The sequence below is a fragment of the Trichormus variabilis 0441 genome, assembly GCF_009856605.1.
GTDB lineage: Bacteria > Cyanobacteriota > Cyanobacteriia > Cyanobacteriales > Nostocaceae > Trichormus > Trichormus variabilis.
Genome location: NZ_CP047242.1, coordinates 3346255 through 3369889, shown reverse-complemented (window position 1 = coordinate 3369889; position 23635 = coordinate 3346255). Strand labels below are relative to the sequence as shown.

Here is a 23635-nt window from a genome sequence, read left to right as displayed (position 1 = left end):
TATCTCAAGCTGGAATACTAAACTCCAGCTTATTTGTGCTATTGTTGACAAAATTCTCGGAGTTTGAGATTGCAGAAATGAAGCTCAATCTAGTTAGGTGCAACCTACACTTAGCTAGCATCATCAGTATATATATCAACCATAAAAATACGTATCTTACAATACAATTTTTCTAGGTTGTATATGCAAAAATACTGAGAAAATTAAATAATATTACATCAATTTTTTTGTTTCATCAGCCAACCCAAAAAATGGCAAACACAGAAGTTTAATAATAGTTATTACAATAGAAATATATATTTTGCGTTGCTAATTAACTATTATTAATTTTTGCTTTAAAATTTCACAATTTTTCAAAATCTACTTAGCATTTGCCTTCCGTCAAACATATCCCTATGCAAGTCCAGTTGACTAATCGACAACAGCATATACTTTGGGCAACGGTACGTCATTACATAGCTACAGCAGAGCCTGTTGGTTCAAAAGCTTTGGTCGAAGAATACGACTTGGGCGTTAGTTCTGCCACAATTCGCAATGTAATGGGCGTACTAGAGAAATCTGGGTTATTGTACCAACCGCATACATCTGCTGGACGAGTACCTTCTGACTCAGGTTATCGCATTTATGTTGACCAGTTAATTACCCCCTCTCTACGAGACACCACACGAACAGAAGTGTTAGCAAAAGAGGTAGAATCAGCCCTACAACAGCATTTGCAATGGGAAGACTGGAGTCTGGAGATACTGTTGCAAGGAGCCGCCCAAATTTTAGCTAGCTTGAGTGGGTGTATTAGCTTGATTACGATGCCTCAAACCAACACAGCATCAGTCAGACATTTGCAATTAGTGCAGATAGAAACGGGACGAATCATGCTGATTTTGGTGACGGATAGTTATGAAACCCACTCGAAGCTGATGGATTTACCCCCAGCCAGGAGCGAAACAAAACCCGACCCAGAAGTAATTGACAGGGAATTGCAGATTGTTTCTAACTTCCTAAATAGTCACTTACGGGGGCGGAGTCTGTTAGAAATCAGCACCCTAGATTGGAGTCAATTAGATCGGGAATTTCAAAGTTATGGAGAGTTTCTGAAAAATTCTGTAGCAGAACTAGCCCACCGCAGTGCTGCGCCGGCTGCAACTCAAATTATGGTACGGGGTTTGGCAGAAGTGTTACGTCAACCAGAATTCTCCCAGCTTCAGCAAGTGAAAACGATTATACAACTATTGGAAGAAGAACAAGAACAACTGTGGCGACTAATATTTGAGGAACCAGAGTTAGAAGATACGCACAAATCCAAGGTAACAGTGCGTATCGGCGCAGAAAACCCCCTAGAACCGATACGCACCTGCTCCTTAATTTCTTCTACCTATCGCCGGGGAGGAGTCCCGTTGGGTAGTGTGGGAGTTTTGGGGCCGACACGCCTAGATTACGAAAGTGCGATCGCAGTTGTAGCGGCGGCGGCGGATTACCTCTCAGAAGCCTTCAGTTAAATTTAGACAAAATCATGGTCAGAAAAATTGCCTTTGGGGTGCTGTGGTTAGGGTTTACATTTTATGCTTTTGTCCTTGCTCCTCCCGATCAACCCGATACATTCGAGCTAATCAAAAACTTGTCTATCGGTCAATGGCAAGGTATAAATCCCCTAATCATCGCCTTATTCAGCCTCATGGGTATCTGGCCTATGATTTACAGCGCCATCATGTTTATTGATGGTAGAGGGCAAAAAATCCCAGCTTGGTTATTCACTACCGCTTCATTTGGTGTAGGTATTTTTGCACTGTTACCTTATCTAACTTTGCGAGAACCCAATCCCCATTTTCCAGGGACAAAGAACACCTTAATTAAACTATTAGATTCTCGTGTGACTGGTGTGATTCTCACCATAGTCGCCGGTATTTTAGTCGCCTATGGTCTACAGCAAGGAGATTGGAGCAACTTTGTTCACGAATGGAAAACTAACCGCTTTATCCATATCATGAGCCTAGATTTTTGCCTACTTTCGTTATTATTTCCTGCCTTGTTAAGGGATGATATGGCGCGGCGCGGTTGGCAAAAACCGCAGTTATTTTGGTTATTTGCTTTGATTCCTCTATTTGGCCCGTTGCTTTATTTGTGCTTGCGTCCACCACTACCAGAAGCAAGTGTAGCTGTAATATCTAGTCAGCCGCAAAAGGTAGCAAGTTAGGCGATTTAATCATGACTAGTATCAATAAGACTCAGAAAAAAGGCAAGTCGCTACCACCTAAATTGATTATTGGGTTGGGTAAGTTTGTGTGGACAACCCTTTGGCAGATCATGATGTCAAAACTTGCCCCCCGTAATCAATCAGGAGAATATATTCGTCCTGCTAGCCAGTTTAGGAATTCTGTCAAAACTGGGGGAGATAGCCCCTACCAACCAGCCGCAGGACGTTACACTCTCTATGTTGGTTTGGGTTGTCCTTGGGCGCACCGCACGCTAGTTGTTCGGGCGTTGAAAGGACTAGAGGATGCAATTTCGGTATCTATTGTTGTTCCCTCTCCCGATTCAGGTGGCTGGGTGTTCAACACTCCAGAGGAAGGTTGTCAGACTTTAGCTGAATTATATGCCTTAGCGGAACCTGGCTATAGTGGACGCTCTACTGTGCCAGTATTGTGGGATAAAGAAACAAAAACTATTGTCAATAACGAGAGTGCAGACATTATCGTGATGCTGAACTCTGAATTTAATGAGTTTGCGAAGAATCCCACGCTGAATCTTTATCCTGAAGAACTAAAACAAAAAATTGACTGGTGGAACGGGAAGATTTACGCCAATGTCAATAACGGCGTATATCGTTGCGGTTTTGCCCAAACCCAAGAGGCTTATGACAAAGCCTGTGATGAATTATTCACCACCTTGGATGAGATTGAGGTTGCACTTGCCAATAGTCGCTACCTTTGTGGTGGTCAAGTCACTTTAGCTGATGTGCGTCTATTTACAACATTGTTCCGTTTTGACATTGTTTATTACGGCTTATTTAAATGTAATCGCCGCAGAATACAAGATTATAAAAATTTAGGCGCATATCTGCGCGAACTGTATCAACTAGAAGGCGTTGCTAGCACCTGTGATTTAGAAAGCATCAAACGGGACTATTATGGGAATCTATTTCCTTTGAACCCTGGAGGTATTATTCCCTCTGGGCCAGATATGGCTTACTTAGGACTTACGCAAGTGTCATAGTCAGAGTAACTGTAGGGTGCGTCAGCCCTAATAATTTCGTACACATTAGAGGATTTTCCGTATCTGACGCACCCTACTATTGTGCTAGTTACGTAAGTCCTGTTACTTATTAAAACCGAGCGATCGCCACGCCACAACTTGAGTAAAGTAAGTTAAAATTCCTCACCCACAAGGGGATGAGGAGTCTGGTAATACGTCATGCACTCAAAATTGACTAGATATCAGCCGACTTTTCGTGTTTTGGTAACTGACCATGAGAACAACGATCAAACCACTCTTGGTATTTTTTTTGGTGTTCTTCGTCTTCCACCACAATGGAGACTCGCACCTGTTGACAACCGTGTTTGCGTTCTAGAGCGATCGCATTTAATAATAAACTAGCAATTTTAGGAGAGCTAAAGCTGCCACTCACAGTTAAACCACCATTCCAACTTGGTAATTCATGACTAGCATTGTGAGCTAATTCAATACCGCTCATCTCTCCTTGGCTTAAATCGATCTCTGCAAGTTGTTTGTGTTCTGGGCCTATTTGTTCCACAATCAGCTTTTCGCGCCGCACAGGAACTTGCACCATCTGAGTTTCGATTACCTTACGAACAACGACTTCACCAATTTTCTGCCTATGAATATCAACTATCAGCTTTTCTTCCAATAAGCGAATGTTCTTTTCTTCCTCAATGATATGGTGATTGTTTTGCTCAGTTGAATTATCAGTTATTTGTTGGTGAATTGGTATTTTTGCGGCTAAATCATCAGGCATATAATTTACTTTTAAAACTTATATCTAGCTAGGTTTATTACAAGTACAGGTAAAGCCAATATTGATGATAAAAAGCCTTACCTGTACTGCATTAAGACGAGTTATTAGTCATTATCTAATAACTCTATTGATGGACAACTAACGTTCTTCAATGGGAAGACCGGGAGCATTCACGTCTAATTCTTCACGACGGATTTTTTCTTGAGCTTCCACAGTGTCATGTTCGACAACTTTTTGAACTCTGACTTCTTCACGTACAAAAGCCTCTTTGCGAATGTCGGGGGTTTCTTCATGAAGTTCTACGCGAGCAACTTCGCCTTCACGGAAATCAGCCGTACCAGGTGCAACAGCAGCACCAGCATCTGCTGGTGTAACACGTTCAATCACAACGCGTTCTCTTTCCACTGGTACTGCAACCCGTGCAGTTTCCGTTTCTACGTGCTTACCAACAGCTACTTCACCAGTTTTTTGACGGCGTTTATTGGCAATTAGCCGTTCTTCATAAAGTCTCAGAGTTTGATGATCTTGCTCATTGAGTCCGAACAAAGTCGGATCTTGTTCGTAATTGTAAGTGTCGCGGGTATGAGTGGGTGTTGCTGGCGTAGTTGTTTGATAGCTTGTGTCTAAAGGTGTAGAAGCTTCTAGAGGTGTTCTACTTTCCAGAGGTGTGGATGCTTCCAAAGAAGTGGGTCTGTCTACGTTTGTATTAGCGTAACTGGGATTACGATATACTCCACGCACCCGTTCTTCATAATCGTAATCAACAGCTAAACGGTCATTGAATTCAGGTAAATTTTCAGCTTGGTCTCTGGTCATCCCAATTGCATAAACACGACCAGCACCATAATCGATGCGAGAACGACCGACTGGCAGTAATACTTTTTTACCAAAAATCCAAAAACCTAAGTCAACAATTAAATAGCGGAAGTGTCCTTCATCATCCACTAAAACGTCATTGACAGTACCAATTTTTTCATCGCTTCTTTCTGTGTAGACTCCAAGTCCTTTAATGTCGTTACCTTGAAAGGAGTCTTGATAATTAGGATCAAAATCAGCTAACTTGTAAAGTACCATGTGATTCCACCTCAAATATATAAAATGTCTCCTAATTACTAACCTAAATATTTATTGTTTAAATAACCTCTTTCTAGCGAATGAAGTCATTTTTTAAATAAAAATCAAAAGTAATATGGGTAGGTACGCAACTGGCATATTATTTTAAGTTTGTAGTGAGGAATTTAGTACTCAAAATAAGGGCTGTTCGCGGAGAGTTCCCGCAGGGTAGAACTTACTACAAACAAAAAAATTATTTTTTGTGACACTTGCGTAAGTGCTGATAGGAATACTATTTAATTTTTAAAATATGTGTAGGTGGGCATTGCCCACCATAATTCTATTCCAGAAAGCAAGCACGTATTACCTGCCCTTTAACTAATTTTTCAAACATTTTCATGCTTTTCTACATTAGTTTCATTGACAAGTAAATTACCAGCAGTATCAATATCTAACTCTTCCCGACGAATTACATCTTGGGCTTCAACGGTATCACTTTCTACTACTTTTCTTACCCGGACTTCTTCCCGGACAAAAGCTTCTTTCCGAATTTCCGGGGTTTCTTCGTACAATTCAATGCGCGCCACTTCCCCTTGTTGAAACTTAACTTCTTTTGGATCTACTATCGTATCTGGTGATGTTGGTGCGGCTCTTTCAATCACTACACGTTCTCTTTGAATAGGCACAGCCACCCGTGCGTTTTCTGTTTCAATGTGTTTACCAACAGCTACTTCACCGGTTTTAACACGATGCTTGTTAGCAATTAATCTTTCTTCGTAAAGCCTGAAAGTTTGATGATATTGCTCATTCAAATTATATAAAGCTGGTTCTTGCTGGTAGTCGTATGTCTGACGGTCATAAGTTAAATTACTAGTCTGTGGACGAAATATACCGCGTACTTTTTCTTCGTATTCTTCATTAACTGCAATATTGTCGTGATATTCAGGTAAATGTTCTACTTGTTCTTTGCTCAGTCCGTCAACATAAACACGCCTTGCTGGATAATTGATCTGGGACAGACCAATTGGTAGTAAGATTTTTTTGTTAATTGAATCATCAATATGAGTGTCAATTACTAGATAACGAAAGCGTCCTTCATTATCAACTAAGACATCAGCGATCGCTCCAACTCTCACTCCACTTTGGGTATAGAGTTCTAAAGCTTTAACGTCATCACCACCAAAGGTTTCTCTGTAGTTAGGGTCGAATTCTTCAAGTTTATAAAGAGGCATAAACTGTTACCAATTGTGCAAGATAGAATAATCTATCTATCAGCGTAAAAAGCTTTAGTCTTGTTTCCCTCTGGCTGACGACTGAAGTCAGTTGAGAGATTTTATTAATCATCTATTTAAACTCTGGTACCAATAAGATGTCTGACTTGAGATTTCACGGCTTCTACAATGGCATCAGCATCAATGTTGGCTGCATGGAGTAATTCTTCTGGCGTACCGGAACCAGGCATATGATGAACTGCTAACTTAATTAGTTGCAGTGGGGGGCCATCGTAGCTAGGGAGATCCCCAATACCTGCAAAGGCATCCAACACGGCTGCACCTAATCCGCCTTCCTGCCAATGGTCTTCGACGACTACTAAATTGCCTTCTGTGTCATTGGCTGCTTGATGCAGGGTTTGTACGTCAATGGGTTTAACGGAGTACGCATCGATGATGCGTACTGTAATGCCTTCGTTTTTGAGGCGATCGCCTGCTTTGATGGCTTCGTGTAAAGTTATACCTGCACCAATGATGGTAGCTTGGTCTTGGTCAGAGCTACGAATAACTTTACTACCACCGATGGAAAACTCTTCTTCGATTCCGTAGATAACTGGTGTATTTTCTCTGGTGGTGCGGAGATAAACAATACCCTGGCGATCGCTCATCTGCTCTACTAGTTTCGCTGTTTGATTGGCATCACAAGGGTAAAGTACGGTACTATTCCCCACAGCCCGAAAGGCTGCTAAGTCTTCCAATGCCATTTGTGAAGGGCCGTCTTGACCAATGGATACACCCGCATGGGAACCAACTAATTTAATATTGGCGCGAGAGATGGCTGCCATCCTCACAAAGTCGTAGGCACGAGTTAAGAAGGCGGCGAAGGTCGCAGCAAAAGGTTTATACTGACGTACTTGCAAGCCAACAGCAGCTGCAACCATTTGCTGTTCGGCAATGTACATTTCAAAGTATCTTTCTGGGTAGGCTTCGGCAAAATCTTCGGTGTAAGTGGAATTGCTCACCTCTGCATCTAGGGCAACAACATCGGGTTGCGCTGCGCCTAAGGCTTTGAGAGCGTCACCATAAGCGCGACGTGTGGCAACTTCTGCACCTTGTTTATAAGTGGGTAGTTGCAAGGGCTGGGGGTGGAGTAATGTGGGTTGTCCTGGTTCAGGTTGGGCTACTTGAATAGTAATGTGACGTTCACCACCTAACTCAGCGATCGCTTGTTTTGCTGCATCAGGCTTTAAAGCTTTGCCATGCCACCCGCCCAAATCTTCCAAAGACGCTACACCTTTACCTTTCTTGGTACGGGCAATAATGACGGTGGGGCGATCGTTAATACTAATCGCCGCACTAAAGGCTTGGTCAATCTCCGTCAAATTGTGACCATCTATTTCTATGGCTTGCCAACCAAAAGCCTTGGCACGATTAGCATAGGCTTGAGTATTCCACCCTAATTCTGTCTGACCCCGTTGACCAAGGCGGTTGACATCGATAATGGCAATGAGATTGTCTAGGGTGTAGTGTGCGGCATGGTCGAAGGCTTCCCACACAGAACCTTCGGCTGTTTCACTGTCACCTAACAACACCCAGACGTTATAAGGTAGCTGGTCTAAATACTTCCCAGCTAAACCCAACCCCACACCGATGGGTAATCCTTGCCCTAAGGAACCAGTCGCCACATCCACCCAAGGTAATACTGGGGTGGGATGACCTTCCAGACGGCTACCCATTTGCCGCAATGACATTAATTCCTCATCGGTGATGACCCCAGCCGCTTTATACATGGCGTAAAGTAAGGGTGCAGCGTGTCCTTTAGAGAGAATAAAGCGATCGTTATTAGGGTGATGTGGATTGTCAAAATCGTAGTGAAGATAATTAGTTAATAACACCGCCATTAAATCGGCAGAGGACATGGAAGAAGTGGGGTGGCCTGAACCAGCGACGGTTGTGGCGCGAATACTATCTATTCGCAATTGTTGCGCTAATTCATGCCATTGGTGTAGTTGCTCTTGGGTAGTCATAAGCTATGATGCTTTTAAATTACATAGTCACTTGTATAGTTTGTTGACAGCTAACGGTTCTTGTAGGGTGCGTCAGATGCCAAACATCTTTTGACAATTACGAAATACTCCAATCTGACGCACTCTAAAAATGTGCCAGTTGCGTAAGTCCTATCAGTTCTTTAGGGTATGCAATGCCCACCCTAAATATATTTCATAAATGAAAGTATGAATTCTATAGTCAATTTGTATTGAACCAAGACATTAGTGTTATTTAGTTCACTCTAGAGATTTAAAAGATTAATTACTTCTTTCTAATGGAATAATCATTCTTTCTCTCAAAAGTGATAGAAAATTAACAGATATAAGAGGTTATTTATAAAGCAAAAATAAAATTATTGTGGCAGGGTGTGTTAGGTGCTGATTTCCCAGATGATTGGTCACGAAATAACCATACTCGCGCCTAACACACCATCCGTGAGACGGTGCGTTCCGGCTGAATTTTCTTGTCTCTAATACCGTTTTTTAATGAAGATTTGCTTTATTTTGGACTGTAGAGACGTTGTATGCAACGTCTCTACATCATTTATTTGGTGCAACTTCATAGAGAATTGGTATAAGTCCCAAATCCTTTCATCGTTAATCTACGACTTTGAGTAATCCGTTTTGCAAAGCTGTAAACACTCGGCTAATTTGCTGTTGTTCACCTTCGCTTAAACCTTCTTTGGAGAGCAGTGTAGACATTAATAACTGCTGATCTCGGCGTGAGATTCTACCAATAGTAAAAATGCGCTCAAAAACTGTTTCTAAATTGATTTGGGTTGAGGGGCTAGTAATTTGCATATTCCTCACCAAAATTTATGTTTTTTAAATTTATTCCAAGAGAATAACAATTTTCTGTAAAGTCTGACATGAGTAGGCACACGGAATAGCAAATGCTCAATAGTTATCAGCTTTATGCCTCCTCTGATACTCGCCTTTTAGGTACAATAACTGGGCAGTTCCGTAAGCAACAGGTAAAGAATCATGGCTCACGCACAGATTGGGATTATTGGTGGTAGTGGTCTCTACAAAATGGAAGCCCTGAAAGATGTAGAAGAAGTACAAATCGAAACGCCTTTTGGTTCGCCCTCTGATGCGTTGATTTTGGGAACATTAGACGGAACAAGAGTAGCATTTTTAGCACGGCATGGTCGTAATCATACACTGTTACCTACAGAGTTACCCTTCCGTGCCAATATTTACGCTATGAAGCAATTGGGTGTGGAGTACTTAATTTCAGCTAGCGCCGTGGGTTCCTTGAAAGAAGAAGCTAAACCACTAGATATGGTAGTCCCAGATCAGTTTATTGATAGGACAAGAAATCGAATTTCGACGTTTTTTGGTGAAGGTATTGTGGCTCACATTGCCTTTGGCGACCCGATTTGCAAAAATTTAGCTGGGGTTTTAGCGGATGCGATCGCATCCTTAAATTTACCAGATGTCACACTCCACAAAGGTGGCACGTATATTTGCATGGAAGGCCCGGCATTTTCCACCAAAGCAGAATCTAATCTATATCGTAGTTGGGGTGCAACAGTCATCGGCATGACCAATTTACCAGAAGCCAAGTTAGCTAGAGAAGCAGAAATTGCCTATGCAACTTTGGCATTAGTCACAGATTACGATTGTTGGCATCCAGACCACGATAGTGTAACCGTGGAAATGGTAATTGGTAATTTACTACGCAATGCGGTTAATGCTCAAAAAGTTATTCAAGAAACCGTGCGGCGCTTGAGTGAAAATCCCCCACATAGTGAGGCTCATTCGGCTTTGAAATATGCGATTTTGACAAATTTAGAGAAAGCACCTGTGGCGACAAAAGAAAAGTTGGGCTTATTGTTGCAAAAGTATTTGTAATATATTGTCGGTTGGGATACTGATAATATTTATGGGGATTGGTAATTGGTAATGGGTAATGGAAAACATAATTAATTACGCACTATAGGTTTTTCTGTACCCTTTACCATTACTCCAGTAATGAATTTCAGCGATAGTATAGCTAAATATACCGACAATTTCCTTACTACATATGTCAGCACAGACTATTGGACTTGATGAACAACTCTACGATTACCTTTTAACTAACTCTGTTAGAGAACCGGAAATTCTCTGGAAACTGCGTCAAGAAACAGCCAACCATCCCAATGGGAGAATGCAGATATCCCCGGAACAAGGACAGTTTATGAGGCTGTTGGTACAGTTGTTGGGAGCAAAGAAAACCCTGGAAGTTGGTGTGTTTACTGGTTATAGTTCCTTATCTGTAGCCTTGGCTTTACCTGATGATGGCAAGATTGTTGCTTGTGATGTGAGTGAAGAATTTACGGCGATCGCTCGGCGTTATTGGCAACAAGCAGGAGTTGCAGATAAAATCGACTTGCGCCTAGCCCCAGCCTTGCTGACATTAGATGCGCTGTTGGCAGATGGACAAGCAGGAACATTTGATTTTGCCTTTATCGATGCAGATAAGGAAAATTATGACGGTTATTATGAACGCGCCTTGCAATTAGTCCGTCCTGGAGGCTTAATTGCCATTGATAATGTTTTATGGTCTGGAAGAGTTGCTGATCCTCAAATTCAAGATGAGAGTACCCGAATTATTCGTGCTTTAAATCAAAAGTTACATGATGACGAAAGGGTAACACTTTCTTTAGTCCCCATTGGTGATGGACTGACTTTAGCACTCAAGCGGGGTTATACCGATTAGTAATTACTCATTCCTAGAACTTACGTACCCAGGCTGGGTGTAAGGGTGTGAGGGTGTGAGGGTATGAGGGTGTAAGGGTGTAAGGGTTTTAAACATTTGCACCCCTAAACCCCTATTTATGGGTATTCATGAGAAACAAAGGGGATAGCAATTACTTCTCCCTCGCTGTTTCCTACCTGGACTTTTAAGCCCACACCACCAGCTTTACTACGAATGTAACCTAGTCCAAAATAACCATCAGGAGTTTCTGTATAACTGGTGAGTTTACCAACTTTCTCATCACCAATAGTAATAGTATCTCCAATTTCTGTTGGAGCGTTAAGACGAATACCCCAAAGATATTGTTTGACACCTTTATATGTATTTAATCTGGCGATGGTTTCTTGCCCGATATAGCAACCCTTGTTAAAAGAAATAGTCTGCCATAAACCCACTTCCAAAGGATTATAATCGTCCGTCAATTCTGAGTCTGGTGCTGGTCTTCCTTGTAATATGCGTAAAGTATCCCAAGCGCGATCGCTCAATTCTACCGCCCCTGAATCGATAATTTGCTGCCATACTTGCTGTTTTTGGGACACTGGCAAAATCAACGTATATCCAGGAGAAGCCAAGCCACTACCCACCGCAACGATCGCACCGCCATCGATAGTAATATGATTACCTTGGGGTTGACCGATAATTCCTCCCGCACCCAATTTTTCCACTACAGCATCACTACCCGGCCCAATAATACTAAAAGTGGCAGTTTCCTCAGTAATATCAGTTAACTGTACCTTATCAGCAAAAAAGATATAGCGATCTAGCCATTGTAGCAAAAACTCCCGACGACTAGGGGAAACTAAAAGTATGACTGCATCATCAAGAACATAACTACTCACCAAATCTATAGTACGGGCTGTAGATGTCACCATCACCGTATCACAGCCCTGTCCTGGCTTTAGACTCTGGAAATCATTAGTACTTTGATTGTGTAAAAACCGCAAACGGTCATCATCAGAAACACGGATAAGTCCCCAAGTGGAGCGATCATATACAGCAACTTCTGCTGTTGCGGCTTGGATAGCGGCTGTGTCTTTACCGTCTATTGCAGATGTCGGCATGATAGTCAAGCGTTAAATTTAATTTATGTTAAATAACCACAGAAGCAATTACTTTAGATATATCCTAATTTCAGTTGACATATCTAAAAATATATTTTGTCCTTTAGATGCTAACGTTATCCCCAAAAATGAATGCTCCATTTCCATGCTTTATCTGAGTTCTCCCGTGCCAACTGTATCGGTATTTGTGCGTTTCTTGTCCCAGCCAATTTACTCGCCACATTATTGACAATTATCCTAGCTGTCATAGGTCGCCCAACCCATCAAATTTGGCAAGCCGTTAGCCTAGCTAGTATTTTTGCAGTAGTGATGATTTTACATGTATACACATGGTTCGAGATTGGCGTGGTCATGGCTCCCACATATATTTTGTTAGGTTTAGCACTCACTTGTTTAGTAGCTAACTTTGCCGCAGTAATTCTACACAAGCGCTACTTTTATCGCCAAAGTGTTTCTCAAAACGCCTGAAATTCTTAGGAGTGAGGACTTCCGAGTAACACAGTAACAATTTATCCCTCATCTTTCCAAGTACACCATTTCCGCAAGCTAGCATCAAACCTCAGCGCAACGGCAGTCGCTACAACAGGGGAAACCACTGCAACGCGCTGCCTTCCCTCTGCGTTCAAAAGTCCCCCATCAACTCACCATGACTTTACGCAAAGGGATACCAAGTAATTAACAATTTTCATAGTAAATTTATAATCTCTCCTCCCCCCTACATCAATAGAGAGATGGTAAATGCTTACAAAATCAGCACTTTGCTTCATCTACACTTACTCATATTTGCGGATGCGATTATAGTGTAAATTTATTTTTTTAGTGAAAACACCGAGTAATATCTTCCGATAAGTAGATGATTGTGTCAATATTACTGAATTAATAGGTAACAAAAATCCCTGGCAAGCCTATATCCGAAAGCAGCACATCTGCGAAAAGTAAGATATGTGATGCCATGTCAAATGACTCACTGCCTAACTATCCAAGAAGTTGCCAATGACAAACGTCTCTACCCTGGTTGAACTGCTACGCGCTCGTGCTACTCATGAGCCGGACAACCTCGCCTATATGTTTCTCATTGACGGGAAAACAGAAGGCCCAAAGTTAACATACGCAGAATTGGATCATCTAGCCCGTGCCATTGGTGCATTATTGCAGAAACACAATGCTAAAGGTGAGCGTGTTTTGCTGCTCTACCCCCAGGGATTAGACGTAATGGCAGCATTTTTGGGCAGTCTTTATGGTGGAGTCATCGCCATCCCAGCACCCCCTCCTGATGCTGGTAGATTGAAACGGGCTTTGCCTCGGTTACGGGCAATTGTTAAGGATGCCAACGCTAAATTTGTCTTCACCAACCACCACCTTTTGAGTGTTCTGCAAGCAGCCAAGTTGGACTTTCCCGAATTTGAAGAGATGACTTGGTTTGCCAGTGAAGATATTGATTTAGAACTAGCAGACCAATGGCAAGACCCGCAAATTACCCCAGATACCCTGGCATATTTGCAATACACATCAGGCTCGACTTCCACACCAAAGGGTGTGATGATTAGCCACCACAACATTATGCACCACTGCGCTTATCTACAAAAAGCCTGTGGTTATGATGCTGAAAGTGTTTCCATCACCTGGATGCCATATTTCCACGATTATGGGCTAGTAGAAGGTTTGACCGTACCCATTTACAACGGACATCCTTGCTATGTCATGTCCCCAATGGCATTTATCAAACAGCCTGTACGCTGGCTACAAGCGATTTCTCGCTATCGCGGTACTCATAGTCAGGCTCCTAACTTTGCTTATGAACAGTGTGTTCGTCGCGTCACCGATGCACAACTAGCTACCTTAAATCTCAGTAGTTGGGTAGCAGCAGGAAACGCCGCCGAACCGATTAACCCTAGAGTTTTAGAAGAGTTTTTTGAGAAGTTTGCCCCCAGTGGGTTCAAGTGGGAAACCTTTGCACCCGCTTATGGATTGGCAGAAAATACACTGTTGGTTTCTACCAGCCCTAGAAATACACCACCTGTTCTGTGTTTGGTAGAAAAAACCAAAATTGAGCAGAACAAAATTGTGGAAGCCACTACCTGGGACGATGGAGTCCGGGCTATCCCTGGATGCGGTCGCCTAGTTTGTGAGACGCAAGTCGCTATAGTCAACCCAGATACCTTAACTCGTTGCGCGGCGGATGAAGTCGGCGAGGTATGGGTAGCAGACCCCAGTGTAGCGGGTGGTTATTGGCAACGCCCCCAGGAAAGTGAAAGTACCTTCCGTGCCAAGATTACCGGAAATAATGAAGTCTCCTTCCTCCGCACAGGTGACTTGGGCTTTATCAAGGGTGGTGAATTGTTCATCACTGGACGCATCAAAGACTTAATCATTATCCGGGGGACTAATCATTATCCCCAAGACTTGGAATGGACTGTACAGGAAATTCACCCAGCCCTACGCCCAGACTACGGTGCAGCTTTTTCCATCGATGTGGATGGTGTCGAACAACTGGTGATTGTACAGGAAGTCAAACGCAAACCAGAAGAAGAGTTTAACACAGATGAGGTATTGACTAATATTCGGCAAGCGATCGCCGAAATCCACGAGCTACAAGCATATGCTGTGGTTCTTGTCAAGCCTGGAAATGTCCTCAAAACCTCCAGTGGCAAAATTCAACGACGCGCTTGCAAAGCCAGTTTCCTCGCCGGTGAGTTGGAAGTTTTAGCCGATTGGAGCGAAAACCCCAAATACACCGCCAGCTATCGGCGACTACAAGGGGAGGTAGACTCTTTGCTGGAAAAGGTGCAAGTTACTCACTAAGGAGAAAATTATGCAGCCACTCAAGCAATATTGGATTGCAGAAGCATTAGAAAAGGATTTGGGCGACCCTACTAATCCAAATAATGTGATGTCGTTCAAACAGGTAATTGACCTGGACGAACGAGAAGAGTTTCCCCACGAGATTATTAATTGGCTCTACAACTGGAAACTCCAACACTATTACATTCCCACGGAATGCGGCGGTGAATTTACCTCCTTTGATGAGTTTATCGCCTTTGTGCGCGTCCTTTCCCGCCGTGACCAAACCGCAGCGATCGCCTTCACTACCATGTTCTGGTCATACCTCACATGGATGGCAGGCACAGACGAGCAGAAGCGCATCCTGTCAAGCTTCATGAAAGATGCCAACGGGGCTATGTGTCTGGCTTATTCAGAAAAAGCCCACGGTAGCGATTTACTCGCCAGTGATGTGAGAGCAACAAAAGTTCCTGGCGGCTACATCCTCAACGGTGAAAAATGGCCGATTAACCGCGCCACCATCTCCGGCGTTACCTTCGTTCTAGCTAAAACCGACGAAGAAGGGGGTGCGCGTAGCTTATCCCTATTCATGGTAGAAAAGAGCAAAATCGACCCCGCCAACTATAGCCACCTACCAAAAATCTTTACCCACGGCGTGCGCGGTTCGGATATGAGTGGGATCAAATTTGAGAACTGCTTCATCCCCGAATCTATGCGCTTGGGAGCAGAAGGAGCAGGACTAGAACTAGCACTCAAAGGCTTCCAAATCACCCGCGCCCTGTGTGCTGCCTTTTCCCAAGGGGCTGCTGATACTGCCCTACGGACTACCCTCAAATTTGCCTTGGGACGACAGCTATACGGCAAGACCGTCTATGATATGCCCCAACCCAAGCGCACTTTAACCGATGGGTTTCTAGATATCCTGATTTGCGACTGTGCCACCATCGGCGTGGCTCGTGGCTTTAACACCATGCCAGAGCAAATCAGCGTTTGGTCAGCAGTGGTGAAATACTTCGTCACCACGACCCTAGAAACAGTCGTGCAGAATGTCTCCGTCGTTTTGGGTTCACGCTTTTATATGCGTGAAGAACACGACTACGGCATTTTCCAAAAAGTACTGCGGGATAACGCCATCATCAGTATGTTTGATGGCAGTACTGTAGTTAACCTCCATGCCCTGTTGCTGCAACTACGTCAGCTTACCAAGTCCCGCGTCAGAAATGCTGGACGCAACCAGGAAAACTTACAAGCCCGTCTAGCAGCCACCTTTGACTTAACCCAACCCTTACCCGCCTTTGATGGTAAGAAGTTGGAACTAGTCAACCGAGGCGGTGACGACGTTCTCCAAGGACTGGGTTTAGCACTGACATCTCTAATTGATTTAAAGACAGACTCCAGCCTCAATGGGGAGGTGTTGCAGCAAATTATCCAACTAACCGAAATAGTACAGGAGGAATTAAATACTCTTGATCATCAGATTACAGAGTCTAACTTCCAGTTTGGGCATGAGCAAGCGCCAGAAGTCTTCGACATAGCCAAACAATACTGCGTCCTGCACGCGGCTGCTAGCTCTGTCCATATGTGGCTTCACAACCGCCATCATTTGGGAGACTTCTTTAGTAATGGCGAGTGGTTGGCACTCGGCCTACGCAAACTGCTGTTGACCTTCCGCCCAGCTAAAGCCTTACCAGAGCGGATTGATGATACAGCAGTTGCCCAAGAGTTAGTCCGGTTGTATACCGACAATCGGATGTTTTCCATCGTTCCCTTTCAATTAGCAAACCCTCAACTACAAGAGACTACGACTGATGCAACTCAAAGACTCCAACTCCAAGCCTAGTACTAATAACGCCGTTGACACCATCCAAGAGTGGTTAGTTAACCAGATTGCTACACAACTGAGCATTAAAGCTCAAACCATCAAAGTAACTGAACCCTTGACTCGCTACGGTCTAGACTCCATTGATTCAGTTACCATCGTTGGTGAATTAGAAGACTGGCTCGATGCAGAACTACCCCCCACTTTACTTTGGGACTACCCCACCATTGAAAAAGCCTCTCAATATTTGGTGAACGAAGTAGGTGTAACACCTGCGGAAACAACAACGGCCGAACCTGTCGCCAATCAACCCAAAGAAGAAGCCCCCAAAGAAAAAGCTTGGGGCGGTTTGTGGAACAAAATCAGTGGCAGTTAATTAATTCGTAATACCCTAAGGCAAGGCTAACGCCTATGTAATTCGTAATTCGTAATTACAGGCTCAACTACGAATTACGAATTAGTAATTATCAATTATTCATGGGGGGATGTTAATTGAATTTCTCAGAGTTTTCCTTCTGGTGGGTGCTGTTGCTGTTTAGCATCCCTTACTTTACAGTCCGGTATGTTGCTAAGTCCTTGAACCTGTGGAAAGGTTCCTTTGATGCCATCGGCTTAGCGGCTATGTCTTTGCTATTGTTTGTCAACGCTTCTCGTTCTAGTTTTGCCATTTTTGTTTGTGAAATCATCTTCAACTACGTCATGGTGTGGTTGATGTTGCGTCAACAGGGATGGAAAGCTAAAGCGATCGCCACAACTGTCATAGTTATAGATATTGTCATCCTGGCTTACTTCAAATACCTCAACTTTTTTGTCGAAGACGTTTTAGGGTTGTTAGTACCAGGATTAGCCGCCAATTGGCAATCCAAGAGTATTCCCGGTATGGGTTCCATCCCCCCAGGCTTATCTTTTTACACCTTCCAGATGGTGGCGTTTGTTGTTGACTCTTACACCAGCCGCAAAAAACGTGCCATTGGCGCATTAGATTACGTTAATTTCGTCTCCTTCTTCCCCCAAGTAGTAGCAGGCCCCATCGAACGCCGGGGTGATTTGTTTCCCCAAATTGAGTCATTCCGCTTTAAATTTACATACGACAACTTTGAAGCAGGCTTTCGCTGGTTGTCTCTAGGACTATTCATGAAATTTGTCCTAGCAGATAATATTTCACCTTATATCAAATTAGAGCAAACCCAAAACCCTTGGTTGGTATGGTTCTTTGCCTTCTTATTTACATTACAAATTTACTTTGATTTCGGCGGCTATAGTTTTATTGCTCTGGGTTTAGCAAAATTTTTAGGTGTTAACTTAACTATTAACTTTTTGGCTCCTTACACATCCCAAAGCATTAACGAGTTTTGGCGTAGGTGGCACGTCACCCTCAGCACTTGGTTTCGGGATTATGTCTTCTTGCCGCTCATGGGTAAGAACAAACAGTGGGCCCCATTTTATCTATTTCTCACCTTCACCCTTTCGGGATTCTGGCATGGAGCCGCCTGGAACTTCGTCTTCTGGGGTGCTTACCACGGACTATTGTTATTAATTATACGTTACGCCGGACGACCTTTTTACAAACTTGTGGGACAGCAACGGTTCCTCATGCCCCAGTTTATTTCTTGGGCATTAACCTTTGGTTCAGTAATCTTGGGATGTCTGTTTTTCATGGAAACCAAGACACCAAGACTATTGGAGAAGTTGCAAACAATCCTGAATCCTTGGACTTATTCCCTAGCCAATCTTGGCGAAGCCATGAGCTTCTTCAGTGGTAACGAAGCGATCGCACTAGGTTTTACCCTAGCATTAGCCATCACCTTGTTACTCATGGAACACATTGGAGTCTGGCAACAACGGGAATGTGAATATGACTTGTTACTCTCCCCCTGGGTTTCGCGGGTGCTGTTGGCTTTAACCGTCTTACTAGCTGCGAATACACCATCGCCCTTTATCTACTTTGAGTTCTAAGGAATTATATGGCTGCTCTGAAAAAATTTCTACAGCTTAACAGTTGGTTGGCGATCGCCGCTTTAGCCTGGGGTGTCGGTTACTTATACAATGCCCGTTATGGGGGCGAACTCAGTTGGCTAAGGATGATGTATGAGCAGAAAAAAGCGATCGCAAGTGTTGTCCAAGCGCCCCAAAGGATTTTGATTGTCGGGGGTTCTGGGGCGCACTACACCGTAGACGCCGGATTAATGCAGCAACAATTAGGCATTTCGACTCTCAACATGGCCACAGATGGCCCCGTCGGCTTAGATGTTATTCTCCCCAGTGTTGCAGACAGCATTAAAAAAGGGGATATTGTCGTACTCATACCGGAGTATCTCATATTAAATGATAAAGATGGATTTGGCGATCGCTCTGGTCAGTTTGGTGTAGCCATTGGTAAGCCAGGACTTGGGGGTGTTCCTGCCAAACAACTAGCCCAAGATATCATGTTGCTTGGTGTTCCCACGTTGAAAGCTGTCACCAAGTCATCTGTAGATTTAGTAGAAAAAGGCCGCTTCACTGGTTATTACTCCGACCCCATCACTGCTAATGGAGACCCCACAGTGATGAAACAGCGCCTCAAGTCAGCTTGGTGGCAACTAAAAATAAAAGATTCTGTCTCTCCCCACGCTTTACGACGTATTCGCCAATTTAAAAAAGAAGTCGAAGCCAAAGGCGCAACCTTAGTTCTTGGTCTTTCATGGATTTACGCCAGTCCTGATACCGAAACCCTTAGTAACATCAGCAAAACTGCGGAGAAACTAGGTGAAATTGCCCCTGTACTCTACGACAAACAAACCTTGAACGTAAAAACAGATTCGAGTTTGTTTGCCGACACCCACTATCACCTCAATCCTCCAGGTCGCCGCACCCGCACCACAGAGTTAGTAGAACAACTCAAAGCCCTGAAGATTATTCGTAATTAAGCCGCAGGCAGAGGTGCAGGGGAGACAACAGGCGCAATTAATAGCATCTCTAACAATTGTACAGACGCGATTAATCCCATCTCTGACAATTGTACAGACGCGATTAATCGCGTCTCTGACCAATAACTCTTAACTCCACACTTTATAATTATGGCTGCAAATGAAGGAATATCTAGAAACATATTGACAAAAAAGCTAGATGATGTATTTGGGCTGGATTTGCGATCGCTAGCGGCTTTTCGTATCGGTATCTCATTAATTCTTCTGACTGATTTGGGCATTCGTTTCAGCGACTACATTGCCCACTACACCGATGCAGGCGTTATGCCCCGCATCTTACTAGCAGACATCAGCAAACCTTGGCACTGGTCACTCCACGCTATTAGTGGCGAACCCATCTTCCAGAAGGTGTTGTTTGGCATTGCGGCTGTGATGGCGCTTTTAATGCTAGTGGGATATCGCACGCGGATTGCCACCATTGCCTCTTGGGTTTTGCTTATCTCCCTCCACAACCGGAATCCGGCACTGATTTTTGCCGCCGATGATGTGTTGCGTGCGCTGATGTTTTGGGCAATGTTTCTACCTCTGGGCGCTAGTTACTCCATTGAAAGCGCTTTGAATACTAATACTCGCAAGTTACCAGAAAGGATAGTTTCTGGGGCTACTTTTGCCTTAATTTGCCAGCAGTGCTTTATTTATATATTCTCTGCCGCCTTCAAAACCAAAAGCCCAGTCTGGGTTGATGGTAGTGCTGTTTACTATTCTCTCAGTTTTGACCAATACACCACTCCTCTAGGCCACTTCCTGCTCAACTTTCCACCACTATTAACCCTGTTTACCTACGTTACCTTGGTGCTGGAATGGGTAGGGCCTTTACTGCTGTTTATTCCCTTCCGTAACAGCTTCTTTCGGATGTGTGCTGTTACTACCTTCATCTTGCTGCACGCAGGATTTGGCTTAACTTTGAACTTGGGGATTTTCCCATTCTTAAGCATCTTCAGTTGGTTAACCTTCCTCCCCAGTTCCTTTTGGAATGGTCTGCACAAGCGCCTACAAACACCAGAACGTCAAGGCTTAACGATTTACTTCGATGCTGATTGTGGTTTTTGTAAAAAAGTAGTGCATCTTTTACGGACACTGCTGATTTTGCCAGGAACGCCGTTACTGATGGCGCAAGAATACCCAGATATCCATACTGATATGCAAACCTACAATTCCTGGGTAGTGGAAGATTGGCAGGGAAACCGACATTTCAAATTTGAGGGAATAGCCTACATCGTTAGTCTCTCCCCTATATTCCGCTTTCTGGTTCCCCTACTCACATGGAAACCAGTCATGGCAGTAGGTACAAAATTTTATGAAATAATTGCTTCTAACCGCAAAATTGCAGGTAATTTCACCAAACCCTTTAAATTTAAACCAATACAGATACGCTCATCACGGATTCTGAATATTTTGGCGCTGCTATTGCTGTTGTACACTTTTGTCTGGAATATCAGTAGTTACTCGCCTGATGCCTTCAAGCGCAAAGTTTGGCAAAGTACAGAATTTATCGGCCGGGCTACACGCCTAGACCAATCCTGGAGTATCTTTGCACCCGCACCCCCCAGAGATGACGGTTGGCACGTAATTCCAGGTCGTTTGCAAGATGGAACTGAGGTGGATATTTTCCGGGGAGGAAGTCCATTAAGTTGGGATAAACCAGACTTGGGCTTACGAAGTGCCATTTACCAAAATATGCAATGGCGTACATATTTTATTAATTTGAATCGGGCGATCGGTAAAAAGCTCTACCCATTCTACGGAAAATATCTGTGCCGTACTTGGAATGCTCAACATACTAATGGGCAAAGTCTGAAAAGCTTTGATATTTACTTCATGAGTGAGCGTACTGTACCGCCAGGTAAACAGCAAAATGTTGAGAAAAAACAAACTTGGCAACAGTCTTGTTCTCAATAATTTATTAATTATTTGGTTGGTAATGGGTAATTGGTTTTTACCATTACCAACACTACAGATATTCTCAATGTTCAAACGAATATACAAGAACTATAGTTGTTGACTGTTGACCGTTGACGGTTGACGGACTTGAAAGCGTTGATTTTGAATTTTGTTGGCGTAGCCTTCCCGCAGGGTATTTTGAATTGATGTCCTAATCTATCTGGCTACGGCTATATATTCTAGGAAGCCTGACTGACTTTTTGCGGCCAGAGATAAATTCCGCCAGAGATTAATGTCAAAGCCACAGAAAGCCAAAAGGCAATTAAGGATACTTGTTGCCAATCTGATGATAGCGGTGCAATTAAAAGAGCGATCGCTACTATCTGACTCACAGTTTTCAACTTACCCCAAATATTCGCCCCTGTAATTGTCGTTTGATTAACGCGCCAACCAGCGATCGCCAATTCCCGCGCTAAAATCAAAAACACTCCCCAAGCCGGAATTTTCCCTAACTCCACCAACACCAATAACGGCGCTAACACTAAAAACTTATCTACCAATGGATCAAGAAATTTACCCAAATCACTAACTTGGTTAAGTTTCCGCGCTAGATAACCATCTAACCAATCAGTCAAAGCAGCAACTAAAAAAATTGCCACACATACCCACCTAGCCTGTGGTGTAGAGTCGTACAAACCATACAGCAGAAATGGCACACCAAGAAGACGAGAGAAGGTAATCCAGTTGGGTAAAGTCATGAATTCGGGTGAGGAAGTTTATATTAATTAGTCATTAGTCCATAGTCGTTAGTCATTAGTCAACAGTCATTAGTCCATAGTCATTATTTCTTACCCTCTGCTTCCCTAGTCCCTACTCCCCATTTCTATCCGTGTTGGGTTAAAAAAGAAACATGAAAATCATTAAACCCATCACTGACTGGTTAGAAATCCGTGCTAGCGCCCCTGCATACACCGGCTGGGTACTAGTGGGAGTTGCTGTTTGTTTTTTTGGTGCAGCGATTAATACAATGGCTGGCTGGTTGTATGCCATTAGCGGTGTTAGTTTTGCATTATTAGGGATTGCAGCTGTTTTACCACCGCGATCGCTCACAGGTCTATCTGTAACTCGCTATCCTATCCAACCTGTATCAGCTGGGGATGACTTAACTTTAGAATTGGAGATCCACAATCCCACTAAGCAATCCGTAAGTTTGTTGCAAGTTGAGGATCTATTACCATTTGTTTTAGGTAAACCCATCAAACAAGGAGTGGAAACAATTGCTAGTCAAGATAGTTACCGTTGGGTACACTACCAACCTACCCAGAACCGGGGCATCTATCGCTGGCATACCGTAGAATTGGGAACGGGTGCGCCTTTAGGATTGTTTTGGTGTCGTCGTCAGCGTCAGTGTGATGCCACAGCCATCGTCTATCCGACGGTATTACCTTTAACAACTTGTCCTTTAGTTGATGAATTGGGACAAGAAGAAAGCCAAAGGAGTGAATATCGTGGTCAACCATTGCAGACAGCCTCATCTGGATTAGTGCGATCGCTCCGTCCCTATCGTATTGGCGACCCCACCCGGTTGATTCACTGGCGGACTAGCGCTCGTTATGGAGAATTACGGGTACGGGAGTTAGAAATGGTGACCAGTGGACAGGAGATTATTATCGCCCTAGATAGTGCTGGTAATTGGTCAGCAGAAAATTTTGAACAAGCAGTAATTACCGCAGCATCTTTGTACTTTTACGCACAGCGTCAACAATTGCAAGTGCAGATTTGGACTGCATCGACAGGGTTAATCAAAGGAGAACGTCTCGTTTTGGAAACACTAGCAGCAACCAAATTTCTAGAAGAAGCTACCAATTGTGAACCACCAAACTCACCTTGGATTTGGTTAACCCAAAACTCTCTTAATCTTTCTAGTCTACCTCAAGGTAGTCGGTGGGTCTTATGGCAAGACATATCATCTCACAAAGAACAAGTAGTAATTAACAAAGATTACCCAGGCATCATTCTAGAGCAAGAAAAGCCCCTCCAACTCCAGTTACAACAGCCCTTACATTTATGATGAAATTGTATTTTAACGATTCAAAATTTCAATG

At 43.5% G+C, this 23635-nt stretch carries 20 protein-coding genes; 13 read left to right on the top strand and 7 right to left on the bottom strand.

The annotated features are described in order from the left end of the window. Positions 1-395: 395 nt before the first annotated feature. From hrcA to GSQ19_RS13595, 3 genes are read left to right on the top strand one after another with little or no spacing between them, the layout of a single operon-like run. Positions 396-1493, top strand: a complete 1098-nt coding sequence (gene hrcA / locus GSQ19_RS13605) for a heat-inducible transcriptional repressor HrcA (RefSeq protein WP_011318474.1) — start codon at positions 396-398, stop codon at positions 1491-1493. A gap of 14 nt (positions 1494-1507) precedes the next feature. Further along, positions 1508-2188 carry a hypothetical protein gene (locus GSQ19_RS13600; protein ID WP_011318473.1) on the top strand — a complete coding sequence of 227 codons (681 nt, stop codon included), beginning with the start codon at positions 1508-1510 and terminating at the stop codon, positions 2186-2188. Positions 2189-2199: 11 nt separating this feature from the next. Next, positions 2200-3207 carry a glutathione S-transferase family protein gene (locus GSQ19_RS13595; protein ID WP_011318472.1) on the top strand — a complete coding sequence of 336 codons (1008 nt, stop codon included), beginning with the start codon at positions 2200-2202 and terminating at the stop codon, positions 3205-3207. Positions 3208-3421: 214 nt separating this feature from the next. Here the strand turns inward: GSQ19_RS13595 and GSQ19_RS13590 are convergent, their stop codons facing one another. The 5 genes from GSQ19_RS13590 to GSQ19_RS13570 all read right to left on the bottom strand — a co-directional run bounded on the left by GSQ19_RS13590 (position 3422) and on the right by GSQ19_RS13570 (position 9080). Continuing rightward, the gene (locus GSQ19_RS13590) at positions 3422-3967 is read right to left on the bottom strand and encodes a DUF2382 domain-containing protein (RefSeq protein ID WP_011318471.1); all 546 of its coding nucleotides are present in this window, start codon (positions 3965-3967) and stop codon (positions 3422-3424) included. A gap of 138 nt (positions 3968-4105) precedes the next feature. Continuing rightward, entirely contained in the window at positions 4106-5041 is a 936-nt protein-coding gene (locus GSQ19_RS13585) for a DUF2382 domain-containing protein (RefSeq protein ID WP_011318470.1), read from the bottom strand. A 365-nt stretch (positions 5042-5406) separates the two neighbouring features. After that, positions 5407-6252 (bottom strand): DUF2382 domain-containing protein, encoded by an 846-nt coding sequence (locus tag GSQ19_RS13580; protein WP_011318469.1) that lies wholly within the window; start codon positions 6250-6252, stop codon positions 5407-5409. A 116-nt stretch (positions 6253-6368) separates the two neighbouring features. After that, a complete protein-coding gene (locus GSQ19_RS13575) occupies positions 6369-8258 on the bottom strand; it encodes a transketolase (RefSeq protein ID WP_011318468.1) in 1890 nt (629 codons plus the stop codon). Positions 8259-8876: 618 nt separating this feature from the next. After that, entirely contained in the window at positions 8877-9080 is a 204-nt protein-coding gene (locus GSQ19_RS13570) for a hypothetical protein (RefSeq protein WP_011318467.1), read from the bottom strand. A 183-nt stretch (positions 9081-9263) separates the two neighbouring features. Between GSQ19_RS13570 and GSQ19_RS13565 the strand changes: the two genes are divergently transcribed. Then, the gene (locus GSQ19_RS13565) at positions 9264-10136 is read left to right on the top strand and encodes an S-methyl-5'-thioadenosine phosphorylase (protein WP_011318466.1); all 873 of its coding nucleotides are present in this window, start codon (positions 9264-9266) and stop codon (positions 10134-10136) included. 172 nt (positions 10137-10308) lie between these two features. After that, complete coding sequence (locus tag GSQ19_RS13560) at positions 10309-10983, top strand: class I SAM-dependent methyltransferase (RefSeq protein ID WP_011318465.1); 675 nt, start codon at positions 10309-10311, stop codon at positions 10981-10983. Between the two features lie 116 nt (positions 10984-11099). Here the strand turns inward: GSQ19_RS13560 and ygfZ are convergent, their stop codons facing one another. Then, entirely contained in the window at positions 11100-12083 is a 984-nt protein-coding gene (ygfZ, locus tag GSQ19_RS13555; RefSeq protein ID WP_011318464.1) for a CAF17-like 4Fe-4S cluster assembly/insertion protein YgfZ, read from the bottom strand. 132 nt (positions 12084-12215) lie between these two features. On the opposite strand from ygfZ, the gene GSQ19_RS13550 reads away from it, so the two are divergent. From GSQ19_RS13550 to GSQ19_RS13520, 7 genes are all read left to right on the top strand, one after another. After that, positions 12216-12551 carry a hypothetical protein gene (locus GSQ19_RS13550; protein ID WP_011318463.1) on the top strand — a complete coding sequence of 112 codons (336 nt, stop codon included), beginning with the start codon at positions 12216-12218 and terminating at the stop codon, positions 12549-12551. A gap of 525 nt (positions 12552-13076) precedes the next feature. Next, positions 13077-14885: a fatty acyl-AMP ligase gene (locus GSQ19_RS13545; RefSeq protein ID WP_011318462.1), complete on the top strand. Its 1809-nt coding sequence runs from the start codon at positions 13077-13079 to the stop codon at positions 14883-14885. A gap of 10 nt (positions 14886-14895) precedes the next feature. Further along, positions 14896-16704, top strand: coding sequence for an acyl-CoA dehydrogenase family protein (locus GSQ19_RS13540; RefSeq protein ID WP_011318461.1), 1809 nt, complete (start codon positions 14896-14898; stop codon positions 16702-16704). After that, positions 16673-17059 (top strand): acyl carrier protein, encoded by a 387-nt coding sequence (locus tag GSQ19_RS13535; protein WP_011318460.1) that lies wholly within the window; start codon positions 16673-16675, stop codon positions 17057-17059. The genes GSQ19_RS13540 and GSQ19_RS13535 overlap by 32 nt, the downstream gene beginning before the upstream one ends. Before the next feature lie 116 nt (positions 17060-17175). Further along, complete coding sequence (locus tag GSQ19_RS13530; protein WP_011318459.1) at positions 17176-18639, top strand: MBOAT family O-acyltransferase; 1464 nt, start codon at positions 17176-17178, stop codon at positions 18637-18639. A gap of 8 nt (positions 18640-18647) precedes the next feature. Further along, positions 18648-19589, top strand: a complete 942-nt coding sequence (locus tag GSQ19_RS13525; protein ID WP_011318458.1) for a hypothetical protein — start codon at positions 18648-18650, stop codon at positions 19587-19589. Positions 19590-19739: 150 nt separating this feature from the next. Further along, positions 19740-21548 (top strand): HTTM domain-containing protein, encoded by a 1809-nt coding sequence (locus GSQ19_RS13520; RefSeq protein WP_011318457.1) that lies wholly within the window; start codon positions 19740-19742, stop codon positions 21546-21548. A gap of 221 nt (positions 21549-21769) precedes the next feature. On the opposite strand, the gene pgsA is transcribed toward GSQ19_RS13520, so the two are convergent. Then, complete coding sequence (pgsA, locus tag GSQ19_RS13515) at positions 21770-22288, bottom strand: CDP-diacylglycerol--glycerol-3-phosphate 3-phosphatidyltransferase (RefSeq protein WP_011318456.1); 519 nt, start codon at positions 22286-22288, stop codon at positions 21770-21772. A gap of 152 nt (positions 22289-22440) precedes the next feature. On the opposite strand from pgsA, the gene GSQ19_RS13510 reads away from it, so the two are divergent. After that, positions 22441-23601, top strand: a complete 1161-nt coding sequence (locus GSQ19_RS13510; RefSeq protein WP_011318455.1) for a DUF58 domain-containing protein — start codon at positions 22441-22443, stop codon at positions 23599-23601. Positions 23602-23635 lie beyond the last annotated feature (34 nt).

Excerpts from the sequence above, each read along its gene's own strand:
- hrcA (WP_011318474.1), top strand. The coding sequence starts at position 396 with ATGCAAGTCCAGTTGACTAATCGACAACAGCATATACTTTGGGCAACG.
- GSQ19_RS13600 (WP_011318473.1), top strand. The coding sequence starts at position 1,508 with ATGGTCAGAAAAATTGCCTTTGGGGTGCTGTGGTTAGGGTTTACATTT.
- GSQ19_RS13595 (WP_011318472.1), top strand. The coding sequence starts at position 2,200 with ATGACTAGTATCAATAAGACTCAGAAAAAAGGCAAGTCGCTACCACCT.
- GSQ19_RS13590 (WP_011318471.1), bottom strand. The coding sequence starts at position 3,967 with ATGCCTGATGATTTAGCCGCAAAAATACCAATTCACCAACAAATAACT.
- GSQ19_RS13585 (WP_011318470.1), bottom strand. The coding sequence starts at position 5,041 with ATGGTACTTTACAAGTTAGCTGATTTTGATCCTAATTATCAAGACTCC.
- GSQ19_RS13580 (WP_011318469.1), bottom strand. The coding sequence starts at position 6,252 with ATGCCTCTTTATAAACTTGAAGAATTCGACCCTAACTACAGAGAAACC.
- GSQ19_RS13575 (WP_011318468.1), bottom strand. The coding sequence starts at position 8,258 with ATGACTACCCAAGAGCAACTACACCAATGGCATGAATTAGCGCAACAA.
- GSQ19_RS13570 (WP_011318467.1), bottom strand. The coding sequence starts at position 9,080 with ATGCAAATTACTAGCCCCTCAACCCAAATCAATTTAGAAACAGTTTTT.
- GSQ19_RS13565 (WP_011318466.1), top strand. The coding sequence starts at position 9,264 with ATGGCTCACGCACAGATTGGGATTATTGGTGGTAGTGGTCTCTACAAA.
- GSQ19_RS13560 (WP_011318465.1), top strand. The coding sequence starts at position 10,309 with ATGTCAGCACAGACTATTGGACTTGATGAACAACTCTACGATTACCTT.
- ygfZ (WP_011318464.1), bottom strand. The coding sequence starts at position 12,083 with ATGCCGACATCTGCAATAGACGGTAAAGACACAGCCGCTATCCAAGCC.
- GSQ19_RS13550 (WP_011318463.1), top strand. The coding sequence starts at position 12,216 with ATGCTCCATTTCCATGCTTTATCTGAGTTCTCCCGTGCCAACTGTATC.
- GSQ19_RS13545 (WP_011318462.1), top strand. The coding sequence starts at position 13,077 with ATGACAAACGTCTCTACCCTGGTTGAACTGCTACGCGCTCGTGCTACT.
- GSQ19_RS13540 (WP_011318461.1), top strand. The coding sequence starts at position 14,896 with ATGCAGCCACTCAAGCAATATTGGATTGCAGAAGCATTAGAAAAGGAT.
- GSQ19_RS13535 (WP_011318460.1), top strand. The coding sequence starts at position 16,673 with ATGCAACTCAAAGACTCCAACTCCAAGCCTAGTACTAATAACGCCGTT.
- GSQ19_RS13525 (WP_011318458.1), top strand. The coding sequence starts at position 18,648 with ATGGCTGCTCTGAAAAAATTTCTACAGCTTAACAGTTGGTTGGCGATC.
- GSQ19_RS13520 (WP_011318457.1), top strand. The coding sequence starts at position 19,740 with ATGGCTGCAAATGAAGGAATATCTAGAAACATATTGACAAAAAAGCTA.
- pgsA (WP_011318456.1), bottom strand. The coding sequence starts at position 22,288 with ATGACTTTACCCAACTGGATTACCTTCTCTCGTCTTCTTGGTGTGCCA.
- GSQ19_RS13510 (WP_011318455.1), top strand. The coding sequence starts at position 22,441 with ATGAAAATCATTAAACCCATCACTGACTGGTTAGAAATCCGTGCTAGC.